The organism is Pseudomonas fluorescens (genome assembly GCF_902497785.1).
Taxonomy (GTDB): domain Bacteria; phylum Pseudomonadota; class Gammaproteobacteria; order Pseudomonadales; family Pseudomonadaceae; genus Aquipseudomonas; species Aquipseudomonas fluorescens_BO.
Window position 1 is genome coordinate 188,133 of record NZ_CABVHK010000002.1, and the last position, 15,672, is coordinate 203,804.

General features: G+C 60.0%; 13 protein-coding genes. 2 read left to right on the forward strand and 11 right to left on the reverse strand.

All coding sequences use genetic code 11. The annotated features are described in order from the left end of the window. Positions 1–57: 57 nt before the first annotated feature. From F8N62_RS03745 to edd, 11 genes are all read right to left on the reverse strand, one after another. A complete protein-coding gene (locus F8N62_RS03745; protein ID WP_150709697.1) occupies positions 58–912 on the reverse strand; it encodes a D-hexose-6-phosphate mutarotase in 855 nt (284 codons plus the stop codon). A gap of 265 nt (positions 913–1,177) precedes the next feature. Continuing rightward, positions 1,178–2,524, reverse strand: a complete 1,347-nt coding sequence (locus F8N62_RS03750; RefSeq protein ID WP_150709698.1) for a carbohydrate porin — start codon at positions 2,522–2,524, stop codon at positions 1,178–1,180. Between the two features lie 197 nt (positions 2,525–2,721). Beyond that, positions 2,722–3,882: an ABC transporter ATP-binding protein gene (locus F8N62_RS03755; protein ID WP_150709699.1), complete on the reverse strand. Its 1,161-nt coding sequence runs from the start codon at positions 3,880–3,882 to the stop codon at positions 2,722–2,724. Positions 3,883–3,885: 3 nt separating this feature from the next. Beyond that, positions 3,886–4,731, reverse strand: coding sequence for a carbohydrate ABC transporter permease (locus tag F8N62_RS03760; protein ID WP_150709700.1), 846 nt, complete (start codon positions 4,729–4,731; stop codon positions 3,886–3,888). After that, the gene (locus tag F8N62_RS03765) at positions 4,724–5,632 is read right to left on the reverse strand and encodes a carbohydrate ABC transporter permease (protein WP_150709701.1); all 909 of its coding nucleotides are present in this window, start codon (positions 5,630–5,632) and stop codon (positions 4,724–4,726) included. The genes F8N62_RS03760 and F8N62_RS03765 overlap by 8 nt, the downstream gene beginning before the upstream one ends. 160 nt (positions 5,633–5,792) lie before the next feature. Further along, complete coding sequence (locus tag F8N62_RS03770; protein WP_150709702.1) at positions 5,793–7,091, reverse strand: ABC transporter substrate-binding protein; 1,299 nt, start codon at positions 7,089–7,091, stop codon at positions 5,793–5,795. A 117-nt stretch (positions 7,092–7,208) separates the two neighbouring features. Next, a complete protein-coding gene (locus tag F8N62_RS03775; RefSeq protein WP_150709703.1) occupies positions 7,209–8,468 on the reverse strand; it encodes an AGE family epimerase/isomerase in 1,260 nt (419 codons plus the stop codon). A 183-nt stretch (positions 8,469–8,651) separates the two neighbouring features. Then, on the reverse strand, positions 8,652–10,121 hold the full coding sequence (locus tag F8N62_RS03780; protein ID WP_150709704.1) for an ATP-binding protein: 1,470 nt from the start codon (positions 10,119–10,121) through the stop codon (positions 8,652–8,654). After that, entirely contained in the window at positions 10,111–10,842 is a 732-nt protein-coding gene (locus tag F8N62_RS03785; protein ID WP_109634248.1) for a response regulator, read from the reverse strand. The genes F8N62_RS03780 and F8N62_RS03785 overlap by 11 nt, the downstream gene beginning before the upstream one ends. Positions 10,843–11,020: 178 nt before the next feature. Continuing rightward, positions 11,021–11,980, reverse strand: coding sequence for a glucokinase (locus F8N62_RS03790; RefSeq protein WP_150709705.1), 960 nt, complete (start codon positions 11,978–11,980; stop codon positions 11,021–11,023). Then, positions 11,977–13,803 (reverse strand): phosphogluconate dehydratase, encoded by a 1,827-nt coding sequence (edd, locus tag F8N62_RS03795; RefSeq protein WP_150709706.1) that lies wholly within the window; start codon positions 13,801–13,803, stop codon positions 11,977–11,979. Before edd ends, F8N62_RS03790 begins: the two co-directional genes overlap by 4 nt. A gap of 220 nt (positions 13,804–14,023) precedes the next feature. Between edd and gap the strand changes: the two genes are divergently transcribed. Both gap and F8N62_RS03805 read left to right on the forward strand, forming a co-directional pair. Then, entirely contained in the window at positions 14,024–15,025 is a 1,002-nt protein-coding gene (gap, locus tag F8N62_RS03800) for a type I glyceraldehyde-3-phosphate dehydrogenase (RefSeq protein WP_150709707.1), read from the forward strand. A 154-nt stretch (positions 15,026–15,179) separates the two neighbouring features. Next, positions 15,180–15,644, forward strand: a complete 465-nt coding sequence (locus F8N62_RS03805) for a methylglyoxal synthase (RefSeq protein ID WP_150709708.1) — start codon at positions 15,180–15,182, stop codon at positions 15,642–15,644. The last annotated feature ends 28 nt before the right edge of the window (positions 15,645–15,672 follow it).

A 15,672-nucleotide genomic window follows, 5' to 3' on the forward strand; every position in this document is an offset into this window, starting at 1 on the left:
TACGCAGACCTGTAGGAGCTGTCGAGCGAAGCGAGGCTGCGATCTTTTGATCTACCGCTACACCCCAACCCTCGCCTGCAAACTCAAATGCGCCTTCTGCCCCGGCGCCAGGCTAAGGCTGTCGGTCCCGCCGCTCGCCGCTTCGACACAGACAAACTCCGAAACCTCGTTCCAGCTCACCCCCAACAACGGCCGCGAGCCCGGATGCCAGACCACGGTGTCTCCATCATCGCCAGTATCGATGCACAATTCGCGCTGCCAGGCGTGATCCTTGAGCTGCAGTTCACCGTCATGCTGAAACACCCGCTGACAGCCGCCCTCTACCCTTAATTCGCCTTCCTGCTGGCAAACCTGACGATTCAATTGATCATATCCCTGCGCGCCGTCGAGCCCAGACAGCGCTACCTCACCGACATCGCCAATACGCCAATACGCGTGCAACGCCTGACTCAATTGGCAGGGCAGGCTGTCCTGATGCTCGGTGCTCAGGCGCAAATCCATGCGTTCGCCAAGCTGGGCATGCAGGTCCACTTGCCAGTCGCACAGCTGCAATTGCCAGTGCAGGTGCACGCCGTCGTCGTCATGGCTGCTGTCGAGCAGTTTCCAGTCGAGCAGACGCGCCCAACCATGGGACGGCCAGGCGTTTTCGCTCGGATGCCGGCCATACCACGGCCAACACACCGGCACCCCGCCGCGAATCGCCCCCACGTGCGGCCACTTCGCCGCGCACCACAGCCAGGGCTTCTGGCCCTTGGGCTGGAAGTGCAGCAATTGCGCACCCTGCCGACTGAACACCGCCTGACACAGCGGATGATCGATCACCAGCACATCGCGCATCTGATAGCGCTCCCACGCAAACACCGGACGTTCGCGCAAGGATTTGAAGAAGCGTTGTAGCGGATGCTCATGCATGTGCCACGGTCCTGAAAATCATCTGTGTACTCATATTCTTGTGTTCAGCGAACTAATGTGGCGAGGGGATTTATCGAAACGTCGCACCGCCCCGTTGGACTGCGCAGCAGTCCCTTTTTTTGGGGCCGCTCCGCAGCCCAACGGGGATAAATCCCCCCACCACAATTGCGTCAGACATAACTTTCCTTGTAAGCCCCAAAAAAAAGCGGACAGCCTGGGCTGTCCGCAAATATGCGCACATAGAGAGGAGCTTATCGCAACAGCGTTAGAACACCGACTGAATTTTCAGGCCGGCGACCAGCGCGTCATCCACTTCATTCACACCGCCCGGGTGCGTGATGTATTGCAGGTTGGGACGCACGGTCAGCCAGTTGGTGACGTGGAAGCCGTAGTTGAGTTCGTAGTTGTATTCAGTGTCCCGCAGTGGCGAAAACAACGGATCTTCGTACTGAGTAACACCATTGGCGGCGTTGACCAATTCAGCGTTCTTCTTCACGTCATCGTTGATATGGATACGGGCGAAACCGATGCCGACGTCATCTTTCGGACGCGCATCGAACGGGCCCTTGTACACAAACATCAGCGACTGATAGTTGTCGACGACGTTGGTGTCCTTGTCGTGGAATGTGGCGTTGGCCGAGACGGTCAGGCCGCGGCTCTTGTCACCGTTGTGGTCGGTCAGTTGTTGCTGCGCGACGAACCAGTAGCCGGACTTGCTGCTGTGGCTGCGGTAAGCGTTGCCGCTGGTGGCCGCGTCATCACCGTTGTCGTCTTCGCGAACGTCATCGGCCTTGGCCGTGCTCTTGTAGTAACCGACACGGTATTCGCCCGGCAGGTTGTTCGGGTTAGGCAACCAGACCAGTTCGACCGGCAACACGGTGCCCTTGGTGCCACTGCCGCTGAGCTTGAAACCGTTGCCGTGCTCCAGCTGCGACGGATTCTGGTTGTACGCGCCGATCTGCGCATAGAACTCGGGCGAGATGTTGTACTTCACGCGCACCGCGGCCTGGCTGACGGGCCAGTTGTACCAGATGTTGGTCGCCCAGTTACCCACTTGGGAACCGCAGAACGCCAGGTTCTGGAACTCGCAAGGGAAGGTGTTGAAGTCTTCGCCTTCGCCGAAGTAACCGGCCTTGACGTCCAGTTTGCCGTCGAGAAACTGGTGCTTGATCCACAGTTGGGTCAAACGGACCATGTGGCCACGGCCGTAGACTTCCTGCGAAGAGCTCAAGGTGCCGGCACGCGGATCGCCGACGCGATCGTTGGAGATGTTCTGCCCGTTACGGTTGGTCAGCTGGATCTTCGCCTGGGTGTTGTCCCAGCCCCACAACTTTTGCAGGTCCAGCGCCACGCCCAGGCCAAACTGATCGGCGTAACGCGCAGTTTTGTCGTCGTTGTAACCGCCGTGGAGGTTGCCGCCCACTTCACCGACGTAGTCCATCTTGATGTCGATGCCTTGCTCGATGAGCCTGGTCCGCTCGCCGCCCCAATCGCCGGTCATCCACTCGGAATCGGCACTGAACGCGTCAGCCGCGTGAGCGCTACCGGCCATCATCATTACCGCAACAGCTGATAATTGGCAGATAAGCTGAGCGTTGTTCTTCTTCTTCATCCCTACATCCTCGTTTTATTGTTATTAACTGTTTTTATTTAACGCGGTTACATCGGTTAACCTTTGTAGGAGCCGACTTTGTGGTGAGGGGATTTATCCCCGTTGGACTGCGCAGCAGTCCCATTTTTTAGGGCCGCTTCGCGCCCCAACGGGGATAAATCCCCTCACCACAAGCTCGCTCCTACAGTTTTTGATCTTCAGCGGCCTTTGAATTGGGTGACGTTGGCGCTGTGAACTTCGGCTTTTGGCAGACCGGCCACCCCCAGGCGCTCGCCGGTCTTGGCATCAAACAACAACACTTTCGCTGGATCGAATTGCAGGGTCAGGGTCTCGCCCACGGCCGGCGCTACGTCCGGCGCCAGACGGCAGCAGACTTTTGTGTCATTCAGATTGACGAACACCAGCGTGTCGGGACCGGTCGGTTCGGTGACCTGGACTTCGGCGCGAATGGTCGGCAAACCATTGGCTTCACTGCCCGCCAGCACGATCTGTTCAGGGCGCATGCCGAGGATCACTTCACGGTCTTCAAGCCCGGCATCCTGCATGCCCAACGGCAATTCGCAGCGCGCCTGACCGCTGTCGAGCAGCGCCAGCAGACGACCGTCCTTGCGCTGCAAGCGCAGGGGGATGAAGTTCATCGGCGGCGAACCGATGAAGCTCGCCACGAACAGGTTGGCCGGGTTGTTGTAGATGTCCTTCGGCGTGCCGAACTGCTGAATGATCCCGTCCTTCATCACCGCCACTTTGTCGCCCAGGGTCATGGCTTCGATCTGGTCGTGGGTCACGTAAACCGTGGTGGTTTTCAGGCGCTGGTGCATCAGTTTCATTTCAGTGCGCATCTCGACCCGCAGCTTGGCGTCGAGGTTGGACAGCGGTTCGTCGAACAGGTAAATCTTCGGCCGCCGCGCCAGGGCACGGCCCATCGCCACACGCTGTTGCTGGCCACCGGAGAGCTGGCCCGGCTTGCGGCTGAGCAAATGTTCGATCTGCAGCAGCTTGGACACACGAGCCACTTCTTCGTCGATTTCAGCGGCCGGCATTTTGCGAATTTTCAGGCCGAACGCGATGTTGTCGCGCACGCTCATGGTCGGGTACAGCGCGTAAGACTGGAACACCATGGCGATGTCGCGATCTTTGGGGCTCATGCCGCTGATGTCGGCGTCATCGACCAGGATCGCGCCGCCGCTGATGTTTTCCAGGCCGGCAATGCAGTTCATCAGCGTGGATTTACCGCAGCCCGACGGGCCGACCAGAATCAGGAACTCACCGTCATCGATTTTCAGTTCGATGTTTTTCAGGGTGTCCGGCAAACCGGCACCGTAAGTCTTGTTGACGTTGCGTAATTCGAGAGTTGCCATGTTCTACCCCTTGACCGCGCCGGACGTCAGCCCACGCAGGAAATACTTGCCAGCGAATATGTAGACCAGCAGTGTCGGCAGCCCGGCGATCATCGCGGCAGCCATATCAACGTTGTATTCCTTGGCCCCGGTGCTGGTGTTGACCAGGTTGTTGAGGGCCACGGTAATTGGCTGGGCATCGCCACTGGCGAAGACCACGCCGAACAGGAAGTCATTCCAGATCTGGGTGAACTGCCAGATCAGGCAGACCATCACGATCGGGATCGACATCGGCAGCAGGATCTTCCAGAAAATCGTGAAAAAGCCGGCGCCATCCAGGCGTGCCGCCTTGACCAGCGCATCCGGGATGCTCACGTAGTAGTTGCGGAAGAACAGCGTGGTGAACGCCAGGCCGTAGACCACATGCACCAGCACCAGGCCCGTGGTGGTGTTGGCCAGGCCGAATTTGCCGAGGGTGAACGAGGCCGGCAGCAGCACGGTCTGGAACGGCAGGAAGCAGCCGAACAGCAACAGGCCGAAGAACAGTTGCGAACCACGGAAGCGCCACATCGACAGCACGTAGCCGTTCATCGCGCCAATAAACGTAGAAATCAAAACCGCCGGCACGGTGATTTTCACCGAGTTCCAGAAGTAGCCGCCGACGGTGTCCCAGGCCTTGATCCAGCCGATGCCGTCGATCACGGTTGGCCAGCTCAGCAGGTTGCCGGTGCGAATGTCTTCCGGGGATTTGAAACTGGTCAGCAGCATCACCACCAGCGGGATCAGATACACCGCAGCGGCGAGCAACAGCGTGGCGTAAATCGCGATGCGACTGAAGCTGATCGCCGGTTTGCCAAGTTGATTACTCATGGCGTTTGCCTCGCAATTCGGAGTACAGGTACGGCACCAGAATCGCCAGGATCGCGCCCAGCATCATCATGGCGCTGGCCGAACCAATGCCCATCTGGCCACGGCTGAAGGTGAAGGAATACATGAACATCGCCGGCAGGTCGGACGAGTAACCCGGACCGCCTGCGGTCATCGCCGCCACCAGGTCGAAGCCCTTGATCGCGATGTGCGCGAGGATCATGAAGGCGCTGAAAAACACCGGGCGCAGGCTCGGCAGCACGATTTTCATATAGATGGTCGGCAGGCTCGCACCGTCGACTTGCGCGGCGCGAATGATCGATTGATCGACACCGCGCAGGCCGGCGAGAAACATCGCCATCACAAACCCGGAGGCTTGCCACACGGCGGCGATCACCAGGCAATACACCACGCGATCCTGATCCACCAGCCAGTCGAGACGGAAGCCTTCCCAGCCCCAGTCGCGCAACATTTTGTCCAGCCCAAGGCCGGGGTTGAGCAGCCATTTCCACGCGGTACCCGTGACGATCATCGAGAGCGCCATCGGGTACAGGTAAACGGTGCGGATGAAGCCTTCCTTGCGGATGCGCTGATCCAGCAGCACGGCGAGGAACACGCCCAGCACCAGGCTGATGCCGATGAACATGCCGCCGAACAGCGCGAGGTTCTTGCTCGCGACCCACCAGCGATCATTGTCCAGCAGACGGGTGTATTGCTGCAGGCCAACCCATTTATAGGTCGGCATGAAGCTGGAATTGGTGAAGGACAGTACGAATGTCCAGATGATGTAACCGTAGAAACCAACCAACACGATGAGCATGCTCGGCGCGAGTACCAACTTGGGTAACCAGCGTTGCAGCGCATCGAACGGTGAGGCTTTGCTGAAAACCGCCACAGAGCTCATCGGGATAATCCAGGTTTAGAGATAAGGATCTGAGTGCGATCCCTGGTAGGAGCTGCCGAGTGACACGAGGCTGCGATCTTTTGAATTGGTTTTTTATAATCAAGATCAAAAGATCGCAGCCTGCGGCAGCTCCTACAGGGGCCTCACTCGATGTCAGGGATTACTGGGCGGCTTTGACGGCCGATGCCAGTTGGGCGCTGGCCTTGGCCGGGTCAGCATCCTTGTCGTTCATGAAGTTGGTGACCACGTCGAAGATCGCGCCTTGCACGGCCAGGGATGTGGCCATGTTGTGCGCCATGCTCGGTTGCAGGCCGCCCGTCTTCTCGTCCGCCAGGAAATCCTTGGCGGCCGATTGAGCGCAGGAATCGAAGCCCAGGCCGCTCATGTCGTTGAGCATGTCGGTGCGGACCGGGATCGAGCCTTTGTTGATGCTGAAGACCTTCTGGAAGTCTTTACCCAGCGCGACCTTGGCCAGGTCTTGCTGAGCGGCGATGTCGCCCTTGCGATCGGCTTTCAACTTGAACACCGCCAGGGAGTCGATGTTGTAGGTGAAGGCTTTTTCGGTGCCCGGGAACGGCACGCACTGGTAGTCCTTGCCTGCCACTTTTTTCGCGGCAGTCCATTCGCTTTTCGCCCAGTCGCCCATCATCTGCATACCGGCCTTGCCGTTGATGACGTCGGCGGCAGCGATGTTCCAGTCACGACCGGCGCGGTTCGGGTCCATGTAGCCCGTGAGTTTTTTCAGCTCGGTAAACGACTTGGTCATCTCGGCCCCGGAGAGGGTTTTCTGATCCAGGTCTACCAGCGCTTTTTTGTAACCGTCAGCCCCCATGACCGAGAGCACCACGTCTTCAAACACGGTGCTGTCCTGCCAAGGCTGGCCACCGTGGGCGAGCGCAATGAAGCCTGCGGCTTTGAGCTTGTCGCCGGCGGCATAGAATTCTTCGAGGGTGGTCGGGGCTTTTTCGATGCCGGCTTTCTTGAACACTTCCGGGTTGATCCACAGCCAGTTCACGCGGTGAATGTTCACCGGAACGGCGACGTAATCACCTTCGTACTTGACCGTGTCGGAGACTTTCTTCGACAGCAAGCCATCCCAGCCTTCGGACTTGGCAACGTCTTTCAGGGTGTCGGTGCTGAGCAGGCCAGTGCTGCCCCACTCCTGGATGTCCGGACCTTTGATCTGGGCAACGCCCGGCGGGTTACCGGCAACGGCGCGGCTTTTGAGTACGGTCATGGCTGTGGAACCGCCACCACCGGCAACAGCGCCGTCCTTCCAGGTGAAGCCGTCTTTTTCGACTTGAGCCTTCAGAACATCGACCGCTGCTTTTTCACCACCCGACGTCCACCAGTGAACGACTTCCACGGAACCTTTGGATTCGGCGGCAAGCACACTGAGAGGGAGCGCAGACAGGGAAGCGAGAGAAATGACAGTAGCGAGGCGAGAAATCGCATTCATCTAAAAGTACCTTTCTTGTTGTTATGCATTGCAAGTCTGGTGCTTGCGCTGCATGGATTTTAAACAGGAGTCATCCCTTCGCAGGTAACGAAGGGACGCGTGAATGTCACCGCATGGTTACATAGAACCGCTCTGGGACAACCTTGCCAAGGCGCTGGCCATGCTCGGCGCCAGCGGCAGGCGCGGAATCAACACGGCTTGCCAGGCGTGATAAAGGTCGGGTTTACCGGCCCAGATATCGGCACTCGGGCGGTTGAGCGGATCAAGTTCGTGGTGCCAGCTGCCATCGCAGCGGTCGATGAAATGACGGTCACAGAAATCCCAGAACAGTCGGTACCAGGTTTCGTAGTGCGCCTCGCCCGTGCGTTTAAGCAGCGCGCTGGCCGCGGCGCTGGCCTCGCAATGGGTCCAGTGCAAACGATGGCGAACCACGGCGCGATTGTCCCAATCGAGGGTGTAGACGATCCCCGGTTCACCGTCGATATTCCAGCCATGGCGGCAGTTGTGTTCGAAGAGTTTTTGCGCGTCGGTGACCAGCCATCCCGGCGTCAGCATCCCGGCCTGCACCCGCGCCGCTTCGAGGTGCAGCAACAGCCGCGCCCATTCGAAACCGTGGCCCGGGGTGGTGCCGTAAGGACGGAAACCATCGGCCGGGTTGTCGTGGTTGTAATCGCGCAGCGGTTGCCAGTCGCGGTCGAAATGCTCCACCACCAGAAAGTCGTTGGCGGCGGCGTGACCATGGATCACGCGCTCGACAATGCGTTGCGCGCGGCACAGCCAGCGGTTGTCTTCGGTGACATCGGCGAGGGCGAGGAAGGCTTCGGTGGCGTGCATGTTGCTGTTGGCGCCGCGATAGCTTTCTTCTTCACTCCAGTCGCGATTGAAGGATTCGCGCATGGCGCCCTCCTCTTCGCTCCAGAAATGCGTGTCGATGATGTCGATCGCGTCATCGAGCAAGGCTTGCGCGCCGGGACGTTGCGCGACCACCGCAGAGCTGGCGGCCAGGGCGACGAAGGCGTGCAAGTAAGCCGCCTTGTCGGTGTTGTCATCGCGGTGATGCGCGGTGGCAAACCAGCCGCCGTGCGCGGCATCCTTCAACGGCCCGCTGAGTGCCTGAATGCCATGGTCCACCAGCGCGGCGAAGCCCGGCAGGCCCTGGATATGGGCCATGGCGAAGCTGTGGGTCATGCGCGCGGTGTTCATGGTTTCGGCTTGGGCATTCGTCGGCAGGCAGCCCTTTTCATCGAGATTGCCGAAACCGTCAGGCAGCTGCGAAGCCTTGGCGAATGCCAGCAGGCGAAGGCCTTCGTCGGCGAGCCATTGCAGATGGGCCGGTGCGTTCAGCCAACTGCTGAAGCCGGGTTGGAAGGTGTCCATGGGGTGCCTTTTTTGTTGTTATGACTGCAGGCAGTCTAAACAACGGGCGGGGGTGGGCTTGTAACGAAGGGCGCGCTATATGTCACCGTTTTGTGACAAAGCGGGATCAAAAGATCGCAGCCTTCGGCAGCTCCTACGCAGGTCGGTGTAGGAGCTGCCAAAGGCTGCGATCTTTTGATCTGCTTAGTCGACACTCCGAGGTAGTTGCAGCGTCACTCTCAGCCCGCCTTCACGCAAATTCTGCAGACTCACCTCGCCGCCATGGCTATGCGCAATGTTGCGCGCAATCCCCAACCCCAGCCCATAACCCTGCTGCTGCCCGGCCAGCCGGAAGTGCGGCTCGAATACCTGCTCCAAGCGTTGCTCCGGCACGCCCGGCCCTTCGTCATCGACGTGCAGGACAAACGCGTTCTCGTCGTCATCGATATGCAGGTGCGCGTTCTGCCCGTACTTCAAGGCGTTGTCGATCAGGTTGCCGATGCAGCGCTTGAGCGCCAGCGGTTTGCCGGGATACGCTGCCAGGGCCCGCCCCTGCTGGGTGACGCGACCGTTGCCGTTGGGCGCCAGATACGGCTCCACCAGGCAATCGAGCACATGGTTGAGGTCAACCGGTTCGATGTTTTCGTGGATGTCCGTATCTTTCACGCATTGCAACGCACCTTTGACCAGCAGCTCCAGCTCATCCAGATCGCGGCCGAACTTGGCTTGCAGCTTTTCGTCCTCGAGCAATTCGACCCGCAGGCGCAGCCGGGTGATCGGTGTGCGCAAGTCATGGGAAATCGCACTGAACAACTGACTGCGTTCGGTCAGGTAACGGCTGATGCGTTCGCGCATGGCATTGAACGCGCGGCCCACTTCAACCACTTCACTACCGCCGCCCTCCGCCACCGGCTCGACTTCGGCGCCGAGGGACATGTCCCGCGCCGCCCGCGCCAGACGCTTGAGCGGACGACTTTGCCAATGCACCAGCAGACCAATGAACAACAACAGAAAACCGCTGGTGAGGACGATGAACCAGACCTGCTGCGCCGGTAGGCCCTGCTCTTCGAGACTGGTGTAGGGCTCGGGCAACAAGGACGCGATGTACAGCCATTCCCCCGGCGCCATCTGGATTTGCGTGACCAGCACCGGCGGGTTCACCGGTTCCAGGGTCAGCGCGTAATGCGCCCACGAGCGCGGCAGTTCATCGAGTTTCAGGCCACCGTTGAAGATCCGCAGGTCTTCGGGGCTGACGAAAGTCACCGAGATGTCCGTGTCCTGTCCCAGCGACTGGCGCAGCACTTCGTCCACCGCCTTGAGCACCGCTTCTTTGCGCGGGGTGATCGGCAGCACGTCCATGCCCAGGGGTTTGTCATTGAGGGTCACCACGAAACGGGTGCCGCCCATGCTGCGCAACTGATCGAGTACCAGCGGCCGGAACGCCACCGGCAACGAACGGAAATAACTGACGCTGGCGGTCATCGAATGCGCGAGGCTGCGGGCGCTGGTGACCAGGCCTTCCAACTGCGTGGCGCGCAATTGCGAGACCCAGATCACGCTCGATAGTGCCTGCGCGAACAGCACCGCCAACAGGGTCAGCAGCAACATCCGCCCGAGCAGTGAACGCGGTACCGGCACGCGGGCGGCGAGCTTTCGGAAGAACTCAGTGACCATTGCTGGCAACCACATTGGCAGCCAATTGATAACCGCTGCCACGCACTGTGCGGATCAGCCGAGGCGGTTTTTCCGTATCGCGCAGGCGCTGGCGCAGACGGCTGACTGCCATGTCAACGATCCGGTCCAGCGGCATCAGGTCGCGACCACGGGTGGCATTGCCGATGGTGTCGCGATCGAGGATTTCCTGCGGGTGATCGAGGAACAGTTTCAGCAGCGCGAAGTCAGCGCCGGAGAGAATCACTTCTTCGCCGTCAATGTGAAACAGCCGATGGCTGACCATGTCCAGGCGCCAGTCATCGAAGGCCAGCACTTCACCGCCGGAACGTTCCTGACCGAATTGTGCGCGGCGCAACAAGGCTTTGATCCGCGCCTGGAGTTCACGGGGGCTGAAGGGTTTGCCGAGGTAGTCGTCCGCGCCCAGCTCCAGGCCGATGACACGGTCGGCTTCGTCGGAACTGGCGGTGAGCATGATGATCGGCACTTGCGCCTGACGCGGGTGCTGGCGGATCCAGCGGCAGAGGCTGAAACCGTCTTCGTCGGGCAGCATCACGTCGAGGATCACCAGATCGCTCGGCGCGTCGTTCATGGCTTGGCGGAAACCGGCGCCGTCGGGCGTGGTGCGCACCTGAAAACCCGCGCGGGTCAGGTAGGTGTCCAGCAACTCGCGTATCTCTTGATCGTCATCGACCAACAAAATCGACTTGTTGACTGAGCTCACGGGGCGGCGTCCTTGTTGTTTGAATTGGGGCGGATTATGCCTTAAGCACTGAATTTACAAACACCACTGAAACAACTGTGGGAGCGAGCTTGCTCGCGATGGGGCCATCACATTCAACATCATCGTTGACTGACACACCGCCATCGCGAGCAAGCTCGCTCCCACATGGGTACTCATTTCAGGCTGGAATGGATTGATCAAGCGCCACACCCGCACCCATCAACCCGGAATACGGCGCCGTGACCAGCCACACCGGTATGCCCTTGAAGTAATCGCTCATGCAGCCCTTGTCGGCAAAGCATCGCGCAAAACCACTTTCGATAAAGAAATCGGCGAAACGCGGAATCACCCCGCCGACGATGAACACACCACCCCGGGCGCCTGTGGTCAGCACGTTATTGCCCGCCACACGACCGAGCCAGCAGCAGAATTGCTCCAGCACTTCCAGCGCAATCGGGTCGCCCGCCAGCCCGGCCGCCGTGATCGACTCCGGAGAATCCAGCACCGGCTCATGCCCGTCCACTGCGCAGATCGCCCGATATACTCGCGGCAAGCCGCTGCCGCTCAACGCCGTCTCCGCGCTGACATGCCCAATCTCATTGAAGATGTGCTGCCACAGCTGGGTTTCACGCGGGCTGCTCAATGGCAAATCGACGTGACCGCCCTCGCCCGGCAATGCCGCAAATCGGCCTTCGCCCAAATCCAGCAACGTGCCAACGCCCAGGCCTGTGCCCGGACCGATCACCACCGCCGGGCGCAACGGTTCCGCGGTGCCTTCGCAAACCACGCGAAATTCACCCGGCTGCAAACGCGTCATGCCCAAGGCCATTGCCGAGAAGTCGTTGACCAGCAGCAGTCGATCCACCTGCAAGATGTTGCAGAAGGTCTTGCGACTCAGGCGCCAGTGATTGTTGGTGAACTTGAACTCATCGCCGCTGACCGGCCCGGCCACCGACAGGCACACCGAACCGATCGATCCCAACGCCAGACCCAGCCCGCTCAGGTAGAGCGCAATCGCCTCTTCCGGGCTGGCGTGGTCGGCCGTTGCCAGCACCTGAACCGATTCCAGCTGCTGGTTTTTCCACAACGCGAAACGTGCGTTGGTCCCACCGATGTCACCGACCAAAGCCAGTTTCAATTAAGCGTCTCCAGGGCAGAAGTAAAGGCGCTGGCGCCCTGCTCTGCGGAGCTGAAGGCCATGCGCATGAAACCGAACAGCTCGCGTCCGCTGCCAATGTTGTTGCCCAGAAGGCCCTTGGCCGGTTCGCGCGCTGCAAATTCGTCGGCGTCCACCTTAAGCTCCAAAGTGCCTTTGACGCCATCGACGCGGATGATATCGCCCTCTTGCACGCGCGCCAAAGCGCCGCCCACAAATGCCTCGGGGCTGACGTGGATCGCCGCCGGGATTTTTCCCGAGGCGCCGGACATGCGCCCGTCCGTCACCAGCGCCACCTTGAAGCCGCGATCCTGCAGCACGCCGAGGAACGGCGTCATCTTGTGCAGCTCCGGCATGCCGTTGGAGCGCGGGCCCTGGAAGCGCATCACCGCGACGAAATCCTTCTCCAGCAGACCGGCCTTGAACGCATCGGCCAGGTCCTGCTGATCCTGGAACACCATCGCCGGTGCTTCGACAATCTGGTTTTCCAGCGCGACCGCCGAGACTTTCATCACACCGCGACCGAGGTTGCCTTCCATCACACGCAGCCCGCCTTCGGGCGAAAACGCACGCGCAACCGGACGCAAGATGCTCTCGTCGAGGCTGTCGGTGACGCCTTCGCGCCAGACCAGTTCACCGTTATCGAGGAACGGTTCCTGGGTGTAACGGCTCAGGCCATGGCCCATCACGGTATTGACGTTTTCGTGGAGCAACCCGGCTTCCAGCAGTTCGCGGATCAGGAACGACATACCGCCGGAGGCCTGGAAGTGGTTGATGTCGGCCTTGCCGTTCGGGTAGACGTGACTCAGGGTCGGCACGACTTCAGAGAGGTCGGCCATGTCCTGCCAGGTCAATTGGATACCCGCTGCCATCGCAATCGCCGGCATGTGCAATGTGTGGTTGGTCGAGCCGCCGGTGGCGTTCAGCGCCACGATCGAGTTGACCAGCGAACGCTCGTCGACGATTTCGCCGATCGGCATGAAGGCGCCGTTCTGTTTGGTCAGGCGCGTGACTTGATGCGCCGCTTCGCGGGTCAACGCTTCGCGCAGTGGCGTGTTCGGGTTGACGAAAGAGGAACCCGGCAAGTGCAGGCCCATGACTTCCATCAGCAACTGGTTGGTGTTGGCGGTGCCGTAGAAGGTGCAGGTGCCGGGGCTGTGGTAGGAGTTCATCTCCGATTCCAGCAGCTCCTCGCGGGTGGCCTTGCCTTCGGCGTAGCGCTGGCGCACATCGGCTTTCTGCTTGTTGGAAATGCCCGAGACCATCGGCCCGCCCGGCACGAAAATCATCGGCAGATGACCGAAGCGCAACGCGCCCATCATCAGGCCCGGGACGATTTTGTCGCAGATGCCGAGCATCAGCGCGCCGTCGAACATGTTGTGGGACAACGCCACGGCGGTGGACAGCGCGATCACTTCACGGCTCGGCAGGCTCAGCTCCATGCCCGGTTCGCCTTGGGTCACGCCATCGCACATGGCCGGGGTGCCGCCGGCGAACTGGCCGACAGAGCCGATCTCGCGCAGGGCTTTTTTGATTTGTTCAGGGAAGACTTCGTACGGCTGATGCGCCGAGAGCATGTCGTTATATGACGAAACAATCGCGATGTTCGCGGCGTTCATCATGCGCAAGCTGTGCTTGTCTTCGGTGCCGCAACCGGCCACGCCGTGGGCGAAGTTGGCGCATTGCAGCTTGCCGCGCATCGGACCCTCACTGGCTGCACCGCGAATAAGCGCAAGGTAAGCCTCGCGGGTGGCGCGGCTGCGGGCGATAAGCCGTTCGGTGACCTCAAGGACGCGGGGATGCATGTGTAGAACTCCAGGCTAACGGATGTGGCGACCTGATTGTCTATGCTGAACAAGTGCCGTTGTGGTTGGGATGACAGACGGCTTTCTTGATCATTCGGACCAGTTGATTCAGGTCACTCGTTGTAGATTGAACAAAATATTGCCATTAAAAAGGCTTGTTTTCTATTTTTATGCGAATAATCTTGTAATTCCAACAACAAATCGACGGCGGCCCTGTTAAATGACTCTTCGAATCGCAATCAATGGTTTTGGCCGTATCGGCCGCAACGTCCTTCGCGCACTGTATACCCAGGGCTACCGTCAGGACCTGCAGATTGTTGCCATCAATGACTTGGGTGACAGCTCGATCAACGCGCATCTGCTCAAGTACGACACTGTTCACGGCACGTTCGATGCTGATGTTCAGCATGATCAGGAAAGCCTGACCGTCAACGGCGACCGTATTGCGGTCAGCGCCATCCGCAACCCGGCCGACCTGCCCTGGGCTGCGGAAAAGATCGACGTGGTGTTCGAATGCACCGGCCTGTTCACCGACCGGGTCAAAGCCGCCGCACATATTACGGCCGGCGCACGCAAAGTGATCATCTCCGCCCCGGCCAAAGGCGCCGATGCCACCGTGGTGTATGGGGTTAACCACGACATTTTGCGCCAGTCCCACCAGATTATTTCCAACGCGTCGTGCACCACCAACTGCCTGGCGCCGATTGCCCAGGTGCTGCACCGCGAACTCGGCATCGAAAGCGGTTTGATGACCACCATCCACGCCTACACCAACGACCAGAACCTGACTGACGTCTACCACACCGACCCGTACCGCGCCCGTTCGGCGACGCAGAACATGATCCCGAGCAAGACCGGTGCGGCAGAAGCCGTGGGCCTGGTGCTGCCGGAACTGGCGGGCAAACTGACCGGCATGGCGGTGCGCGTCCCGGTGATCAATGTGTCGCTGGTCGACTTGACCGTGCAACTGAAGCGCGAAGCGTCGGCCGATGAAGTGAATGCGCTGCTCAAAGAAGCCAGCCAGCATTCGAAGATTCTTGGCTACAACACCTTGCCGCTGGTCTCCAGCGACTTCAATCACAACCCGCTGTCGTCGATCTTCGATGCCAACCACACCAAATCCAGCGGCAAGCTGCTCAAGGTGTTGGCCTGGTACGACAACGAATGGGGCTTCTCCAACCGCATGCTCGATAACTGCCTGGCGTTGTGCAACGCCGAATAAACGCAGCGCTCGTTTGACGTTGCCCTGTAGGAGCTGCCGAAGGCTGCGATCTTTTGATCTTGATCTTTTGCAATCGCTAAAGATCAAAAGATCGCAGCCTTCGGCAGCTCCTACGTTTGTTCGCGTCGTGCATCAAGCCCCGGAGCAGCAACCCATGATCGGTATCAGCTTCACGCAAAAAACCGTGGCGGCGCGCAAGCGTATCGCCCTGGTCGCTCACGACCACTGCAAAGTGTTCTTACTGGACTGGGCCGAGCGGCATAAAGACAAACTCGCGCACCATGAACTGGTCGCCACCGGCACCACGGGGTTGTTGTTGCAACAACGCCTCGACCTGCCGGTGGAAAGCATGATCAGCGGCCCGTTGGGTGGCGACCAGCAACTGGGTGCACGCATCGCCGAGCAACGGGTCGACATGCTGGTGTTCTTCTGGGACCCCTTCGAGCCGCAGCCCCACGACCCCGACATCAAGGCCTTGCTGCGGGTGGCCGCCGTCTGGAACATCCCGGTTGCCTGCAATGAATGCAGCGCCGACTACCTGCTCAGCAGCCCGCTGATGGAGCAGGCGCATTCGCAGCGCATTCCCGACTACGCGACCTATCTGCTGGGCCGAGCATAAACCTTCACAATTGAGCACTTGACCAGCC